The 17,620-nt window shown below is 49.0% G+C and carries 13 protein-coding genes; 8 read left to right on the top strand and 5 right to left on the bottom strand.

Annotation, left to right across the window (positions count from 1 at the left end; genetic code table 11):
• The first annotated feature begins 102 nt into the window (after positions 1 to 102).
• Positions 103 to 1,899, top strand: a complete 1,797-nt coding sequence (locus J7438_RS19770) for an NEL-type E3 ubiquitin ligase domain-containing protein (RefSeq protein ID WP_209277915.1) — start codon at positions 103 to 105, stop codon at positions 1,897 to 1,899.
• Positions 1,900 to 2,285: 386 nt separating this feature from the next.
• Complete coding sequence (locus tag J7438_RS19765) at positions 2,286 to 3,185, top strand: hypothetical protein (protein WP_209277914.1); 900 nt, start codon at positions 2,286 to 2,288, stop codon at positions 3,183 to 3,185.
• A gap of 161 nt (positions 3,186 to 3,346) precedes the next feature.
• On the opposite strand, the gene J7438_RS19760 is transcribed toward J7438_RS19765, so the two are convergent.
• Together J7438_RS19760 and J7438_RS19755 are read right to left on the bottom strand one after the other, a co-directional pair.
• Positions 3,347 to 5,308 carry a bifunctional 2',3'-cyclic-nucleotide 2'-phosphodiesterase/3'-nucleotidase gene (locus J7438_RS19760; protein ID WP_209277913.1) on the bottom strand — a complete coding sequence of 654 codons (1,962 nt, stop codon included), beginning with the start codon at positions 5,306 to 5,308 and terminating at the stop codon, positions 3,347 to 3,349.
• Between the two features lie 125 nt (positions 5,309 to 5,433).
• Positions 5,434 to 6,840, bottom strand: a complete 1,407-nt coding sequence (locus J7438_RS19755) for a hypothetical protein (RefSeq protein WP_209277912.1) — start codon at positions 6,838 to 6,840, stop codon at positions 5,434 to 5,436.
• Positions 6,841 to 7,156: 316 nt separating this feature from the next.
• Between J7438_RS19755 and J7438_RS28445 the strand changes: the two genes are divergently transcribed.
• The 5 genes from J7438_RS28445 (at position 7,157) to J7438_RS19730 (ending at position 15,096) form a co-directional block, all read left to right on the top strand.
• The gene (locus J7438_RS28445; protein WP_209277911.1) at positions 7,157 to 7,543 is read left to right on the top strand and encodes a DUF3094 family protein; all 387 of its coding nucleotides are present in this window, start codon (positions 7,157 to 7,159) and stop codon (positions 7,541 to 7,543) included.
• A 42-nt stretch (positions 7,544 to 7,585) separates the two neighbouring features.
• Positions 7,586 to 10,696 carry a hypothetical protein gene (locus J7438_RS19745; protein WP_209277910.1) on the top strand — a complete coding sequence of 1,037 codons (3,111 nt, stop codon included), beginning with the start codon at positions 7,586 to 7,588 and terminating at the stop codon, positions 10,694 to 10,696.
• A gap of 151 nt (positions 10,697 to 10,847) precedes the next feature.
• Positions 10,848 to 11,141, top strand: coding sequence for a YebG family protein (locus tag J7438_RS19740; protein ID WP_209277909.1), 294 nt, complete (start codon positions 10,848 to 10,850; stop codon positions 11,139 to 11,141).
• A 253-nt stretch (positions 11,142 to 11,394) separates the two neighbouring features.
• Positions 11,395 to 14,262, top strand: a complete 2,868-nt coding sequence (locus J7438_RS19735) for a valine--tRNA ligase (protein ID WP_209277908.1) — start codon at positions 11,395 to 11,397, stop codon at positions 14,260 to 14,262.
• Positions 14,263 to 14,544: 282 nt separating this feature from the next.
• Positions 14,545 to 15,096 (top strand): hypothetical protein, encoded by a 552-nt coding sequence (locus J7438_RS19730; protein ID WP_209277907.1) that lies wholly within the window; start codon positions 14,545 to 14,547, stop codon positions 15,094 to 15,096.
• Here J7438_RS19730 and J7438_RS27900 read toward each other — a convergent pair.
• Positions 15,082 to 15,213 carry a hypothetical protein gene (locus J7438_RS27900; protein ID WP_286196738.1) on the bottom strand — a complete coding sequence of 44 codons (132 nt, stop codon included), beginning with the start codon at positions 15,211 to 15,213 and terminating at the stop codon, positions 15,082 to 15,084. The two genes, J7438_RS19730 and J7438_RS27900, sit on opposite strands and share 15 nt — an antisense overlap.
• Before the next feature lie 258 nt (positions 15,214 to 15,471).
• Here J7438_RS27900 and J7438_RS19725 point away from each other — a divergent pair, with 258 nt between their 5' ends.
• Positions 15,472 to 16,017: a hypothetical protein gene (locus J7438_RS19725; protein ID WP_209277906.1), complete on the top strand. Its 546-nt coding sequence runs from the start codon at positions 15,472 to 15,474 to the stop codon at positions 16,015 to 16,017.
• A 164-nt stretch (positions 16,018 to 16,181) separates the two neighbouring features.
• Here J7438_RS19725 and J7438_RS19720 read toward each other — a convergent pair whose 3' ends face one another.
• A complete protein-coding gene (locus tag J7438_RS19720; RefSeq protein ID WP_209277905.1) occupies positions 16,182 to 16,679 on the bottom strand; it encodes a hypothetical protein in 498 nt (165 codons plus the stop codon).
• A gap of 678 nt (positions 16,680 to 17,357) precedes the next feature.
• Positions 17,358 to 17,620, bottom strand: a 263-nt coding sequence (locus J7438_RS19715; protein ID WP_286196736.1) for a helicase C-terminal domain-containing protein, incomplete at its 5' end; no start/stop codon positions are given.

Here is a 17,620-nt window from a genome sequence, read left to right as displayed (position 1 = left end):
TCATTGTCGATTGATGCACTGTTCCCACATAAGGTTAAACTTTTATCGGAATTTTCAGCCATTAAAGTCCAGGAGACCGACCCGACCGAAATGATCCGGTTGATGAAGGAGGGTAATGTTTCCGATAACCTCTGCTATAAAATTAATGGCGACCTGTTTCCCACTCTCAGCCGGTCTCAGCGCAGCAAGATTCAGACTGTTCCCAAACACCTCCACGTGCTGTTCAGTGTTGATTTTGAGGGTTTCAGCCAACTGCCGGAGTTACCGCAAAACTTCTTCGTGGGACGGACCCTCTTCCTTAAGGCTTGCTCCCGCCTCAGGGCTCTGCCTGAAAATCTTACCGTAGGATTAAGTGCTGAACTTAACGAATGCTATGACCTGGAGACTTTACCGACAAATTTCTTTGTGGGGGAGAACCTTCTGCTCAACAGTTGCACCGGACTTAAATATTTGCCCGATAACCTGATTGTCAGGCGCAGCCTGTTTCTTGACGATTGTTACAATCTGCAAAAACTGCCGGAAAATCTCTCGGTACTGGCGACCCTTAGCCTTGTTAACTGCACCAGTCTCAGGGAACTGCCCAATGGTATGAACATACCGGAAAATCTATACCTCAAGGGTTGTACCAATCTGGAGTGGCTGCCGCAAACCCTCAAGGTGGGCCGAAACCTTATCCTTAAAGGTTGCACCGAACTGAGAATAGCGTCAGATACTCGACTGGAAATAGGTGGCGACCTTATCCTGAAGGATTGCACCAACCTGAGAGAACTGCCTGCCAGGATCAAGCTCGGTGGCGACCTTGATCTCTCTGGCTGTGTTAGCCTGACCTCCCTGCCTCCCTGGATTACAGAACTGGGCTGGAAGACGGACAGTCAGGAAATGCGTCTACGCAAGGTTTATCTGGAAAATACCGGGTTGTCAGCAGCGCAAATCGCCCGCCTTGAACATGAACAACCAGAAGGCATGCAATTTTATGTATCTGATCCGGAGGGGGTACCAGAGCAAACATTTGACACGTTTGAAGAGGCTTTTATATTTTGGGAAAATCTTGCGCAGTCTGGCACATCCACCCCAACACTGGATTTGCGGCCTGACCAGAAGCAAAGCCTGATTTATTATCTGCAACGCCTGACCGGTACTGCGGATTACCAGAACCTCGTAACACGACCGATTCTGGCCCAGCGGGTGTTAGGGGTCATATCGCTGCTCGGCAGTAATCAAGAGATTCAGGAAAACGCCCTGATGCGCATACACCATGCCACCAGTACTTGTGACGACCGGGTTATTCTGGCTCTGGATGACCTGGAAACACTGGAGTTGTCCAGATCAGCAGAAACCATGGCTATGCAGCAGCACAGCGACCCCGGAGAATTGCGCGCCCTGGGTCGGCAAATGATGATTCTGGATGCGGTGAAAGAGATTGCCAGACGTCATATAAACACCATGAATTTCGTCAGTCCGATTGAAGTAGAGCTGGCTTATCAGATTGGTTTGCGCAAGCGCTTTAACCTGCCGGGCGCAACCCGGGACATGCTGTTCAGAGCCTGTAGCCGGGTTTCCCAGTGGCATATAAACCAGGCCGCCATGGATATCAAACGGCACTGTACTGAAGATGCCCTGGAGGACTTCCTGAGAACATGGGGACCCTGGCAAAAATACCTGCGCAACCTGGCCATTCCAGCTTTTGAGCAGCTCCAGCCCAGAATGGTTGCGCGGATCAGGGAATGTCCGTTCTGCCTGGACAAAACAGACCAAATGGTTGTCTTTGATGACGATCACTATGATTACCACAGCCTGCGCCGGGCTTTCCTGGAAAACAGCAAGGATCCATTTTTCAAAAAGCCGCTGGACTGGTCAATTGTCTACCGGCTGACGGAAAAACCACGAGATGGCAGTTAGAACTACGTTCCTGAATATCTGATCAGCCTTTGATAACAGATTTCACTGAAATATCCTGAAAGAGATTATTGACGTTGCCATCAATGACCTCGTTTCCTGTCACCCGACCACCATCGTCTTCCTCATCCGCAGGGCGCTGACTTTCGAACAGCTTAACGTCGCTAATATTAATAACTATAAGTATTGAATGGTTTGTATCAGGGAGGAACTTTTATAAGAAAGAGTGATCTAAAGCTGTAATTCAACAATTCAACAATTCAATGGATTTCTTCAGTAGCTTACCTTCATCCGATCCTGCTTTTGGCGAACTCTGTTCCGGCTCATTGGATTTAATAGAACCAACATATCGATTTGATGCCAGGGAACAATCCTCGATATATCAAGGAATGTCTGTACAGACGCTGGATACTTCTTTTCCTGTTTACCATAACCATTCAGATATAGCCCAAAATAACGATGATCCATTGATTAAATATGATATCAGGCCTCTAACACTTTTAGAGATAGCAGGCTGTTTTTACACAGCCATTCCTGAAATACCACAATCAGTCCTTGATCAATATGTCCCCTGGAAACCTGATGAACCCGATGAACTGTCATCAAGACCAAAAATTGCTCTTATTCAGCCAATATACTTTTCAGGGAGTGAGCCTGAGATCAGGGAGCCAACACCAGCGAGCCATTTGAAGCCAGATTATCCATTAACTGATCTTCCTGACTTACTCTCTAAACCACAATATTTACAACCCTGTACTGTAGTTAACCCGCTAAACCTGAACCAAACTACAAGTGATAACCAAACGGCCCAGACAACAGAAATTGTTGATTATCACTCTTCAAAAATTGAGCGCAAAAGGAAGCGCCAAAGGGAGAGCATGAGAAAGCTTCGCAAAGATCCCGCTTACGTCCAGCGCGAAAGGGAGCGCCAAAGGGAGCGCTACCAGAATGATCCTGATTTCGCCGAGCGCGAAAGGGCGCGCAAAAGGAAGCGCCAAAGGGAGCGCTACCATAATGACCCGGATTTCGCCCAGCGCGCAAGGAAGCGCCTACATAAGCTTCGCAGTGATCCCGCTTACGTCGAGCGCGAAAGGGCGCGCAACAGGGAGCGCCAAAGGCAGCGCTACCGTAATGATCCTGTTTACGCCCAGCGCCAAAGGGAGCGTCAAAAGCAGCGCTACCTGAATGATCCTGATTTCGTCGAGCGCGAAAGGAAATGCAGGGCTGAGTACAGAAGTAAGCATGACAAAGATCCAGCTGTTCAAAATGGCTGGGCAGTTTATGTTTAGAAGGTGGAATTGCTATTAAGTAGTTGGCCAATAAAATAGAGCCCGACAGGCTCTGACTTTGCGAGGAGGTTCGGGGTTCATTCCCACGGGGGTACCGTGGGAACGAGGTGCAAAACAAAAACGTTCTCGGGCGAAGATCTCGCCCGGCAGGGCGGGGAGTCTCAGTTGCTCAGATCAATCTGGTATAGCGCAAAACCTGTTTCGTCCTGCCCCTGCTTTTTCAAGGGATAAGCGGCCCGTTTTGCAATGAAACGTTCCGCGCTTTTGGAGTTACCGGTTTCAAAGGTAATGTTCAGTTTTTTGTCTGACTTGATGGGTGCCAGACGCCAGTTGTTGTCAGCACTTGGTATTACCTGACCGTTCTTTTTGGTCTGAGCCGTAATATACGCAGAAAGAACCGAACGGTTCTCATCAGGAGAAGCAAACGCAACAAACTTATCCCCCGTCCCGGCAAAGTTTCCACCACCATAAGCGCGATAGTTGTTGGTAGCGATAATAAATGCCTGGTCCGCTTTCACCGGTTTACCCTGATAAGTCAGGTTGATGATACGGTGAGAGTCGTTTACCTGAATACCGTTCGCATCAAAACGGGCTGGCTGGGTCACATCAATCTGATACTCAACCCCATCCATCACGTCAAAGTTATAGGTCTGGAAACCATCCCAGTTCAGCAGAGGTTGTGGTTCGGTACTTTCAGGATTGATCTGATTGAACTGACCTGCGGAGCGTTCCAGCCAGTTTTTCACCTCTTTTCCGGTCACTTTCAGGGCAACCAGTGTATTGGGATAGAGGTACAGGTCGGCAGCATTACGGAAGGTCAGAGTGCCTGCCTCCACCTCGGTGTAGCCAGCCGGATCATTTTTACGGCCACCGGCTTTGAAAGGGGCAGCAGCGGAGATAACAGGAATACCTTCCAGATCAGGATCGCCCTGGATAAAGCGTTCAACGTAATCTATCTGCGCATTGTTCACGATCTGCACGGTAGGGTCGTCCTGAACCAGTGACAGATAGCTGTACATCTGATCAGAAGCCTTGCCAATAGGCTGGTTAACAAAGTCCAGGGTGCCCTGGTGCTCTTCTTTGATGATGTTGACTATGTCCCTGTAAGACTTAGCCTTGGAGGTATTGGTCCTGGTATTAAAAATAGCGCGTGTGGTTGCCCGGGCATCAACCACTTCCCATTTGCCACTGCGGTTGTCCAGTTTCAAATCAACCAGCCCCAGATGGCTGCCCCAGCGACCTGGCATAACCGCGGGTACGCCGTTGATCGTCCCTTTTTCCACATCTACGCCGGGGATATCAGCATAAGCCTCTGCCGGAAAAACGCCGTGGGAGTGACCAAACATAAGGGCATCAATGCCTTCCACCAGAGACAGATAGTAGGTGGAGTTTTCCGCCATGGCTTTGTAGGGCTCGCTGCTCATGCCGGAGTGTGGAATGGCAATGATAATATCAGCTCCTTCGGCTTTCATTTGTGGCACGAACTTTTTTGCCGACTCAACGATGTCGAAAGCGACCACTTTTCCTTCGAGATGTTTACGGTCCCACTGCATGATCTGTGGTGGTACGAAACCGATGTAGCCAACCTTGACGGTCTGCAACTTGCCATCCGAATCCTTAAACTGCTGGCTCTTGATGAGATAAGGTTTGTAAAGGTTTTTGCCAGTTTTGGCATCCACCACGTTAGCGCTTATATAAGGGAAGCGGGCATCATTAATGGCTTCATTCAGAAAGTCCAGACCGTAATTGAACTCGTGGTTGCCAATGTTACCTACGTCATAGTCGAGCAGGTTCATGGCTTTGTAGACCGGGTGCATATCCCCTTGTTCAAGACCTTTGTCGGCCATGTAATCGCCCATTGGCGAGCCCTGCAACAAATCGCCATTGTCCACCAGAACACTGTTTTCAACTTCGGCACGGGCCTGTTTGACCAGTGTTGCTACACGGGCAAGTCCAAACTGTTCGGTGGGCTTTCCCTTGTAATAATCAAAATCCATGACATTGGCGTGAAGGTCGGTTGTTTCAACAACCCGGAGGCCAATCGTAGCAGCGGAGGTCAGACCACTGACAGAAACCAGGGCTGCAAAGACAGCCATGGAAACAGGGGAACGTCGAAAGTACATGCAAAACCTTTCATTCAATGATTGCTGAGTAAGACGGTGAATTGTCGTATCACCAAATGACAAAAAACGCATAGTACAGCAGCTTTACTTTGAGTATCTATCAGGATTTGCAGGTTTTTTTCTGATCAGAGGATTTTACAGAAAGAGCCCAGGAATCCAGCCTTTTCCGGTTCAGGCTGAACTCTTACTGGTGGATTCGCAGATTGAAATTCTGTGGCTTTGGCATCCTGACAGTATACATGCCAACAATCTATCAAAAAGCCATTTCTTTGCAGGTCAGATACTATGTCATCGTAAATGTGGACACCCCTACCCCACTCAATAGATAACATTTTTGCAAGAAACACCCTGAAGATGATGTCTGACCAACATACCTCAGGCTCCCGGAGCATTTGCAATTGCAATTTATCCTTAATTGCAGCAATCGAAGCCAGATAATTATCCCGCTGTTCAGGAAGTATCGCCAGCAACTGGTTTAACCGATAAATATCGCTGTTTTCTGCGTTCATTTCTGCGGCTTTTGCCTTGCGAAGAGCCATTGGCCCATGATCACCTGGCGAAAAAGGATTGACAGATACCATGCAATGTTTTGTGTAAACCAGTTCCGGGGGAATATAATTCTGTGGTGAGGAATACGGACCTTGGGCAGTCAGGACAAAACAGTCTGGATTGTTTTTTATCAGTGTGGTGAGGTTAAAGTCAGTAACGCCCTGTGCAATCTCCCTGCTCAGTGCTTTTGCATCTGAGGAGGAGCCTGTACAAGGGCGGATGGCGGTAAATAAAGTGGTTAAAGGTGAAGCATTCGCAATTTCCTGGGCCGGGAGTATGTTGATGGGGAATGGCTTGATATCGTTTGCACGACCGTCATAAAAATTGAATACCTCCACAGGAATCACTTTAATCTGGAATCCCCGCTCCCTGAGATAGTTTTGCATTGTCAGGGAAAAATCTCCGCCATCACAGCCAACATCAACAATGTATTCGATGTTGTCGATTTTGCTCAAAAAATCAGCCAGAAAACTGAAGTTAAACACCTCCGCAAAAGCCCGGCCTGCCGCCATGTTTGGATCAACGAAGGATTGATCCAGCGTCATCAGTTCCTGGTTGCCAATCCGGACAGTTTCAGGTTCATACCCCTTCGGTATATTGGCATATCTCGCACAGTAATTGCCCGGGGGATCATTATTCATTTTGGATTCTGCTTCCTTGGGAACACCTGGATATGGCTTGCGAGGAGCCATCTGTTGTGTGGGAGGGTTATCTTGTCCATTGTGCCCACTTGCCTCAGGAACCCCCTGGTCGTGCAGGACAGTAGACGACGAAGTATTTTCAAGATGCAAGTTGTTTAAACCTGAGCTCAAATCAGTAATGGTACGACTCGAAAGATCGACGGTTTGTTGTTCATGAGTTCCATCGCCAGCAGTTTCCAGATAAGGGACGACATCATGACTTTGTGGACCATGACGGGGGATAGTTTCTTCCTGTGTTTTAATTTGAACGGGTGGATTAACAATTTCTTCGCCTCTGATCATGCCTTGCTCCATGTCGATGCTATCAGGGAAACCTTAGGATCAAACATTTCATCCAGCTTAAACTGGTTAGAAATTTGTACTAAACCCCTCAGACCAAAATATCAGTTCTTAGTTCAATTCCTGTCATAAACCCGGCGTTGTTCTGGCCGAGTCTGATTGGGTGACTTGCGAGCTGAAGAGACTGCTTCCACAACCCCTCGTTAAACCGGAGTCTGAACAAACTCCTCCGCTTCATGAGTGCCCGGTCCATAGTCTGCAGGCCCCGGGCACAGCACACCAGTTGTGCCACTGACCATTGCTGGTATTCCAGGCCATTGTGGCTGAGGGTGTTATCACTCTCCTTGATGTCCTGCACTGCCCGGGTATTGGCACTCTGGATATTGCTGATGCGCTGGCTATAGGCTCTGTAAATCCGGCCGTAAAGATTGATAAACCGGTTAAAAACCCTGCTATCGCTTTCCGCCGATCTCAGAATGTACTATGTTTTGGCAGAAAAAAGGGAGTTATGACCATGAGCCAAAACACTCCAGCACCTGTCGCCGATAAAAAGCACTTTGCCAATTCCGCCCAACAATCCAAGCGGCTTTATCCCGAAGACCAGCAGCGGGTCGATCAGTATTTAAAGGAAGGAGTGAATGAAGTCGAGCGTTCGCCATTCACAAAACCGGGGCCATATATGGTCCGCCCCGCTTTGCAAGGATAAGTTTTCCATCATGAACCAAATAAGTCTTGCTCGAGAATTACCATGAATGTTATCAGCGGCATGGATACCTCCGCCAACCTGTACCCTCATCCCCAACCAAAGCCTGACACCCAGCCGGTAGCGGTGTCTGGCCAATGGATAACCTGCGAACCGACCAGCAAGCTGATACCCCGGCATCCCAGGGAAGATGAGCGACAAGTGCTACTTCGGGCAGCAGAGAGCGGGTACCTGGCGTTTCGGCGAATTAAATTGACTAAAGAAAATGATTACTTTTCGGGTAAGGGTGCACCAAGGCCATTCACCCTCCTCCTGCCGGGGAGGATGATGCCCGTAGCACCCGTACCAGGTGGTTTTGGTAAATGGATGGTAGGCATTGTTAATCCACAATGCCTTTATGTTTATAAACATAATTCATATACGGAGCCCGACATGGATCCGGATAAACTGCCAATAAAATTACTGCCTGATCTGCAATCATTACACGAGAAATGTCTTGAAAATGCCAATCAAGCCATTTGGAGGGTTTATCCTCCTTTCACCTCGGGACATCTGCGAGCAGATGGGACTTTCAGCTTGCCTGGATTGGTAATCTTGAATCATTCCGACGCCTATAATTATCTTGATTTTCCGGAGCTGGTGCTTACCAACTACAGCAAGAAAGACATCAGATGCTTTTGTGTTTACCACGACACTCAGATGAATATTGCCGATATCCTGCAGGATAAACGTCATTGTGAAGAGGTGTTGCAGCTTGAACAACCGTTGCCTCTGGTTATTTATTGTCACCGCACAGGTTCTGTACAGGTTTGTTTTGATGATGAGCTGGACAGTAAACACCTGGCCCTGAATGAGCATTCTCTGGATGATTTTGCATTCTCACAGGGCATAGACCGGGAAAATTTGAGAGCCATGCTGAATCTGCTGCCAATGCCTTTGCGTACAGAGGCACTGAGTTCGGAATTAACCGCCTCACCGGATGTTTTTCACAAATTGCAACAGGCCATCAAGCTGGTGAATGGTCCCTGTTGTTACAGTTCCGAGAGGCTTCTGGAATTAAAACAGAGTGGCTTGCCAATTCACAATCGTTTTTTTCATAAAGGACGTGTTACATCGTTGCTTTACGAGTTTCTGAAAGCTGAAATGCTCAGAAATGATCAGCCTGGACAGGAGCAAATCCGGGAACAAGAGGAAGAAGCTCGCCGTTTACTTCAGTTGCTTCTGCAGAGCGGGTCAAGGATGGATCAGAAGGTTACTTCGGTTTTTTACCAGACGCTAAGCAGGCCAGAATCGGCGGTAATGCGAGCGTGCACAATGAATTATATGGTGGCCGCCTTTGCTCCATTTGAGTTCCTGAGCCTGGAAGATCTCAAGTGGTTGCCGTTGAACGGTTGTTCGGGAAGCGTCGTTGAATTTGACCGAATCTGCCGGGCGCTCAATCAGCAGCAACGGCAGAGCCGTCTTGAAGAGCTACTATGTGATTACCTTGGTTACCCTTTAAACCTTGATATCTTTGAGTCCCACCTACTCGCCCTGTTTCATTATGGAGCTTCCCTGAACAAAGATATTAAGGCCAGGGTTAAATGTAATCTGGACGATTGGTGCCGTGACGGTAGTAAGGTTATTGGTAATTTATCCGTGGCTGGGTTCATCCAATGGTTTGAAGGACTATGGGAGCAACGAAACAAGCATCCTTTCTACCTGAATTGGTCAGAGCATGTCCGACAGGCCAATCTGGAAATCGCGGATCTGAAACAATCGCTCGGTCTGGCGGACGATGCTTGCCCATTGGCGGCACCTGTGGAAACCGAGGTACCAGCGGCATTACAGTTTATGGTGGACGCGTTCAGCAAACCGCCCATCCTGCCTGATAATGTCGGCGATAATGAAAGCACCATCCTGAAGGTATTGCAGCATTATTACCGCCGTCCGGGACCGGAACGCGTGATCCAGAGCCTTGGCAGACATACCTTGCCAACCGTGTGGAAACCGCTGCACAGCTGCAGTCATGTCCTGCGGGCCAGGAATAATGGGCTCTGGTATATGGAATTGCTGAAAAAATTTCAGCTGCATTACCTGCGCCCGGAAGAAAAAGAACTCCTGGCGCTGGCGATTATCTACCATGATGCTGCTGCCGAAGATGTCGACAAATCAGCGGAAGAAAGAAAGTCAGCTGACTACTTCAAACGGGACCTGACCGGGCACTATCCTGAACCGCTGCTGAAGGATATGGCAAAGGCGATGGTCAGCAAGGAAAATGATGTCAATGGCGCATATGAGCAGAACCTGTCTGACTCCGTGCGCTGGTATCTGCGCATATTACGCTTTGCAGGTCGTATGGACATTATCCGTTGTTGCGGGGTTGGGGCTGATTTTCCCGGATTAGCGGTCGGGGGGTTTGACGCTACACGTCTTGACCTGCCGACGCAGTTGCCCTGGGATTTTACCTCCGGGCCTGGCAACGGGACTGAATTTCAACGGCATCTGGTAGCCGCCATGCACGGTGCGGCTGATCTGGCGCAAGTAACCGGGAAACCCAACGATCACCGCGAAAAAAAATATACCGAGGTCTACGGTCTGATTGACAATGGCTCAGAGATTTCTGAGCACTTTGAATGGACAACTGAGCCAGTGGAAAGAATGAACCGGTTTATTGATGACAATGTTCGGCGCACAATTGCTCAGGCCGCTGGAATTATTGTCTGTTCAGACCCCTACCACCAGGCTTGCAGGGCTGATCAGAGCAAAGGCATCACTTATGGCATTCATAACAGCTGGTATGATCTCCACCAGGTAGAGATTCCGGCCGACATGACGCTGCTGGAAAAGATGCAGTACAGGCATAACCCATCGCTGCTAAGCCCGTCAACACAACAGGCATTGGAGCAAGAGGTGCAGCGGCTGAAGAGCCAGGGAATACGAATGAATCCAGGGACCTTGACGCAGAAAACACTGGCTTCGTCGAAAGCGCAGAAAGTGCTGAAAGAACGAGGTATTGCCGTGGTTTGTGAGAAGCGTCCCTACTGTACCGACGATGACCGCCAGCTAGAGGCCGTAATGTTCGTGCCGAAGCAGATACCTGAACCCGCGCGTTCACAACCAGGAAATCAGCCTGAAAAGCCCACAGACCAAGGCTTTTCGTGTCAAATCCTCTGAACCCAAGGTCACAGTATACCTGGCAGGGCTGGCTACCAGAGTTTTAGACCTGACTTGAGCTGGAAATTGAATAGCTGATTCCCGGACAGCCTTCTGGACAAAATAACTGTATTTATATACAGTACAAAGAACCCATTACAGGAGGAAGCCCATGTCCATTACCCCCATGTGGCGAGTTGACCGGGACGGAAGCATGTTTACTGATAAGAAAGCCGCAGAAGAACACGACCGTATGCTGGAGCTGGCTGACGGTATCACGGGTATGCTGGAAGCCAATTTCAAGATCGATGAACAACTGGCGGAAGAGATCGGCCTGCTGCTGTCACGGAACAAGGATATTCTCGCCAAAGCTCTTAAAGGCAAGCCTGAAATCCTGCAGGAGGTCAAACTGGAGAGCGAACCTGCAGAAAACAACACCGTAGACATTCGTGAAGCGATTGCCTGATATTGATATAAGCCACAAAGGCGTGATGCTCATAGTGAAATATCCTTTGTGGTTACCAATATCATGAATACTTAAAATAACAGCTGATTCGGTACTTTCCATGGGCCAATAATGGCCAAAAAACCCGGCTGCCGCGATGAAGGTTCTTCCTGATCCAGCCCCACGGTGTATAATCACCGGTTTATCCAAACCCGGAGCCCCCTGCTCTTCAGGAGTTCCGGGAACAGTTGGAACCTCTACTGGAAAAGCAGTTATGGAAAAGACGTTCAACCCCCAAGCCATCGAACGCACGCTGTATCAAAACTGGGAAGAGAAAGGCTATTTTGCGCCGGCTTCTGACCAGCGCGGTGACCGCACGCCCTACTCCATTATGATCCCCCCTCCCAATGTCACCGGCAGCCTGCACATGGGCCATGCCTTCCAAGACTCCATTATGGATGCCCTGATCCGCTACCACCGGATGAAAGGCTGCAACACGCTCTGGCAGGTGGGTACTGATCATGCGGGTATCGCAACCCAGATGGTGGTTGAACGCAAGATCCTGGCTGAAGAAGGCAAAACCCGTCACGACTACGGACGTGAAGCCTTTACCGATAAAATCTGGGAGTGGAAGGAAGCGTCCGGCGGCACCATCACCCGTCAGCTTCGTCGCCTGGGGGCATCTGTTGATTGGGATACCGAGCGCTTCACCATGGACAAGGGCTTCTATGCCGCTGTTCAGGAGGTCTTTGTCCGCCTCTATGAAGACGACCTGATCTACCGGGGCAAGCGTCTGGTGAACTGGGATCCAAAACTGCACACCGCCATCTCCGATCTGGAAGTGGAAAACAAAGAAGTCAAAGGCAACATGTGGCATCTGCGCTATCCACTGGCGGATGGAGAGAAAACCGCAGAGGGCAAAGACTATATCGTGGTTGCCACCACCCGTCCGGAAACCATGCTGGGGGATACCGGTGTGGCGGTTAACCCGGAAGATGAGCGTTACCAGGCCCTGATCGGAAAAACGGTTATTCTGCCCCTGGTCAACCGTCGCATCCCGATTGTCGCTGATGAACACGCCGATATGGAAAAAGGCACCGGCTGCGTAAAAATCACCCCGGCCCACGACTTTAATGACCACGAAGTTGGCAAGCGCTGCAACCTGCCAATGATCAATGTTATGACCCTGAACGGCGATATCCGGCAGCAGGGAGAAGCCTACAATATTGACGGTACGGTTAATCAATCCATTGATACCGCTATTCCTGAAGCCTACCGGGGCATGGAGCGCTTTGCTGCCCGTAAGCAGATCGTCGCAGACCTGGATACCCTTGGTCTGCTGGAAAAAATCGATGACCATACCCTGATGGTGCCTTACGGTGACCGTTCCGGCGTGGTGATTGAGCCGCTGCTGACTGACCAGTGGTTTGTCCGCGCTGCGCCGCTGGCCAAACCGGCTATTGAAGCGGTAGAAGACGGCCGTATTCAGTTCGTGCCCAAACAGTACGAGAACATGTACTTCTCCTGGATGCGTGATATTCAGGACTGGTGTATCTCCCGTCAGCTCTGGTGGGGACACAGGATTCCTGCCTGGTATGACGATGCCGGCAATGTTTACGTTGGTCGCAATGAAGCCGAAGTACGGGAAAAGCACAACATCCCGACGCCTGTTGTCCTGACACAGGATGACGATGTTCTGGATACCTGGTTCTCTTCGGCACTCTGGACTTTTGGCACCCTGGGCTGGCCAGAGCCGACCGATCGTCTGAACACCTTCCACCCCACCGATGTGCTGGTCACCGGTTTTGACATTATCTTCTTCTGGGTCGCCAGAATGATCATGATGACCATGCACTTTATGAAAGATGAAGACGGCAAGCCACAGGTGCCGTTCAAGTACGTTTACGTGACGGGTCTGATCCGGGATGAGCATGGCGACAAAATGTCCAAGTCCAAGGGTAACGTCCTTGACCCTCTGGATATGATTGACGGTATCGACCTGGAAGCTCTGGTTGAGAAACGCTGCGGCAATATGATGCAGCCGCAGCTGGCGGAGAAGATTGAGAAGCGTACCCGCAGCACTTTCCCTGACGGTATTTCTGCCCACGGTACTGACGCCCTGAGATACACCCTGTACTCACTGGCCTCCACCGGCCGTGATATCAACTGGGATATGAACCGTCTGGAAGGCTACCGGAACTTCTGCAACAAGATCTGGAATGCCGCCAATTACGTTAAAATGCACACTGATGATCAAGACTGCGGTAATGGTGATGAGCCTGTTGAACTTACCCTGGCCGATCGCTGGATTATTTCCCGACTGCAGCGGGTTGAAGCCCAGATCGAAAAAAACCTGTCCGAGTTTCGTCTCGATCACGCGTCCCAGAACCTCTACGACTTTGTCTGGAATGAGTACTGTGCCTGGTACCTGGAGCTGTCCAAACCGGTATTGTGGGATGAGCATGCACCGGCAGAACGCAAGCGTGGCACCCGTCGTACACTGGTTCGGGTTCTGGAGGCCATTATGCGCCTGGCCCATCCGTTTATGCCTTATATCACTGAAGCGATCTGGCAGAACATCAAGCACAGTGCTGGCGTTGCCGGTGACACCCTGATGCTGCAGAGCTACCCGGTGTCTGACCCGGCCCGTATTGATGAAACGGCTGAGCGTGATATTGAGTGGCTCAAATCGTTTATCACCGGTATCCGTAACGTTCGTGCCGAGTTGAACATTGGCCCAGGCAAGCCGCTGAATGTACTGCTGCGTAACACCTCTGCAGACGACGTTGCCCGCCTGAATGACAACCAGACCTTCCTGAAGTCCCTGGCCAAACTGGAAGACATCAGGGTTCTGGCCGCCGGTGAAGAAGCCCCCATGGCAACCACTCAGCTGGTAGGCTCCATGGAAGTCCTGGTACCAATGGCTGGCCTGATCGACAAGGACAAAGAGTCTGCCCGACTCAATAAGGAGATTGAGCGGTTTGCCAAAGACGTGGCCCGCTTTGAAGGCAAGTTAAACAACGAGAAATTCATCAGCAAGGCACCCGCCGACGTGGTTGCCAAAGAGCAGGCCAAACTGGCTGAAGCTCAAGCCGCCAGAGCCAAGCTGGAAGAACAGCTGGAGGCAATCAAGGCTTTGTAAACCTGAGCATTGTTAATATAAAAATGGCTGCAATCACTGCAGCCATTTTTTTATGCACCATTTTTTTATTTTCTTTTTGTTGGTACGTATTATTCATTTGGTCAGTCTTGTTTCAGCCCGATTCCTCATTGCACCCGCTGGATGATAGTAATTCTGACATTCATGTTATTGAAGTACTTGTTAATATCTTAATACCATCAAATGCAACAACTAAGGGTGTGACTTTAACAATTTACATCTAATGAAACATTGCGAATCAATCTATACAAATGGAGGTGTAATATGATTCCTGACGGTTACGATCTGCCTGATACAACAGGTCAGTATGCTCTGCCCTCCCAGCCCCCTTTTCCGGGACCAGATGAAGCAACTCTTTCTGGCAAACTTTCCGGAAAAACAGTAACAAGTGTGGCGCAACCCGATGAAGGCCGCCATATACCTGAAGGGGACAATGGCTATGAGGGTCGGCCACTGCAAGCCCGAAAAACCAAGCGTGTCCTGGCCACATTGTCAGCAATCGCGACGGGTGTTGCATCAGTATTATTCATCATGCCAATTGTCGCTTCCTGTGGGGCTGGCATTTTGGGTGGCATTTGTGCCACGGGTGGGCTGATAGCAGGGCCTAAGGGTATGTTTCTTGGTAGCGTGATCGGTTGCTCTATTGGGGCTTTTATAGGTTTAACCGTGACAGCCTACTTTATCCCTTGTTGGGTAGCAAAGGTTTACAATGAGGTCCTGGAGGCGACAAATGGCCATGGCTTTGAAAGGTCCAGTCTTGCTGATAGAATTGTCGCTCATTATGAGGGGGAGGTGCCAACATCAAGAAAGGCATAAGCCCAACGCAATCTGAATTGTTAATAATAAATCGCTGTAACCGCCGCAGCGTTCTTTATGCTCTGTTTTTGCAATTTTCTTTTTATTGGCACTCTTTATTAATTGAATCTGTTGCATTCAACCTGATCCCTTATTATATCCGTTGGACGTTATCAATTCTAACCGTCATGTTATTGAAAAGTAATTTATCTCAATAGCTTATTGCTTTTAAAAACTGCTCTAAAATCACATCCATATTTCTGCAGGTGCTACCCGAAAAGCTAAAACCGTTTTTGATTTGCACGCAGTGGATGGCGACCTTTTCCAAGACTGAGTAAAATGATTTATTCTGAGACAAATCCTTAGTTCATCAATCGATTTAAATTGAGCTGTTATATGAATGCTAACGAAACCACCGAATCTTATTTCACCAAACAATACAATCCGTCAACTGTAATCAGTTTTCCGGCTGAAACTAAAGCCAGGCATTCTGGCAAAGAAGTGTCTATTGATATGTACCCTAATAAAGGGTCCCAGATATCGGAACAAAACAACAGATACGATGGGCCGTTACTGAAAACCCGAAAAACCGAGCGTGTTCTGGCCACATTGTCAGCGATCGCAATGGGCAGTGCATCAGTGATAATCACGCAAGTTGCCGCTCACGTCGGGTGTTTCACTCTGGGTGCCGCAGGTGCGATGTTAGGAGGGATGATAGAAGGACCAGAAGGTCAATTAACAGGAGGTCGGATAACAGAAGGTCAGTATATTGGTGTAGCGGTTGGTGGCGCTATCGGGTATTTCACAGGATTCAGCGTTGCTGCCTACCTTAGTCCCTACATGGTAGCAAAGGCTTACAATTTTGTTCTGGAGGCGTCCAATGGAGCCGGCTGTGAACGATCGAAACTTGCTGACAGGGTTGTGGCTTACTATGAGCGGTAAATATTGAACCTGATCGGTTAGAAAACGGGAACAAAATCCTGTCTCTATTGTCGGATAAACAGCACAGTGCCCAAAAATCAACAAATACTACACACGCCGTGCTTTTCTTCCTTTCATCCTGCCACCATTGAGTCGCAGAATATAAACAGGAGCAGTTACCACCATCACTTAGGTTTGCTTGTAGGTTTGGTGCTGCTCCCACCCAGATAAGCATTGGATGTTGACACTGAAGAAGTCCAGGAAGAATGCGTAGCACTTACTTCGAATTTAGGGGGGGTTGTTATGCTGGCGGCTATTAATTGCTGGGTGACAGGGTGAATGGTGTTGCTGACAGTTATACTTCTACCACTGTGGGTATGAAGAGCCGGAGTACCTCCAGGACCAGTGAGGTCCGAATTGCCATTGGTGTTAGTGGTATTGCGCACGGGCAGGTTCTTATTATCTTTACATTCGCACTTAACGCCCTCCAATCCAGCCCACATCCCTAATGCCCCTAATGCCGCGCCTCCGATAAAGGCCACACCGAGACCAATAGCAACGCTTCTGTTTTGATTTAAGGTTCTAAAGAATCCTCCTGTATTTTTACTGGAAGCTGTTTGATCCTCGTTCTGAGATTGCAGAGGTATTAATTCATAAGATACATTACTTACCGTTGTATCCAAGTTATGACTCCTTAGCGTTAACGTTTTATTAGACTAGACGTCAGTTCCGTGCGATCAAAAAGGAACATAGGCCGAGTGCCCAAACAGTTATCAGTCTGACTATTCTGCCTACCAAGGAACGAGTGAGTTAAACTGTTTGCGAAACCAGCCTAGCCTTTCAACTCAACACAATTCAGTTTTTCTGAGATGTATTTTTAATAAGCAATTTTGATCTATATGAAGTTACTTGCCATTCAAGCGTGGAGTTTACCTGAGTTGGTGGCACTGCCGAGTATTTCACAGGATTGAGCGTTGCAGCCTACCTTGGTCCCTACATGGTAGCAAAGGCTTACGCGAAGGCCGATTTTTTCTGATTAACAATAAACTCGCCCACCTTTTGATTCCCAAGACTCCTGAAGAATATGCTGCACATTTATACATTTAAAATGCAGCAAGACCGTCAATATTGAACAGCATCTGTCTTTTAAATTGTGTGAAATAAATATTGTAACAAGGTCCCATACTCATTTCTAAGCCTTGGTAGTTCTGAAAAGTCCCACTGCTGGGATCTACAGAAAAAATCAGCCTTTGCGTAATGCTGGGAATGGTCGGTATAAACCAGAATATTCTCGGATAATTTACCCTGGGGTCCATCCGGCCACTGCTGCCGACAGGTAGCAGTGGCCTCCTTCAAAACCTTTATCTCATCATAACCGCCGCAGCTGGCTCAATAATCCGGTTAAACGGCGGCAGTGAGTTCATGATCATCTGACCATATCTGGCGGTAACCAGCCGTCGATCCATAATCGTGATGCGACCACGATCCTGCTCCGTTCGCAATAGACGACCACAAGCCTGTATCAGGCGGATCGCCGCATCCGGCACGGTAATTTCCATAAACGGATTCCGCCCCTGGGCTTCCAGCCACTCAGAGAGTGCGGCCTCCACAGGGTCGTCCGGTA

The organism is Thalassotalea sp. G20_0 (genome assembly GCF_017744175.1).
Lineage (GTDB): Bacteria > Pseudomonadota > Gammaproteobacteria > Pseudomonadales > Endozoicomonadaceae > Endozoicomonas.
The sequence above is the reverse complement of the archived record's forward strand: the minus strand, read 5'-3'. Positions and strand labels throughout refer to the sequence as shown.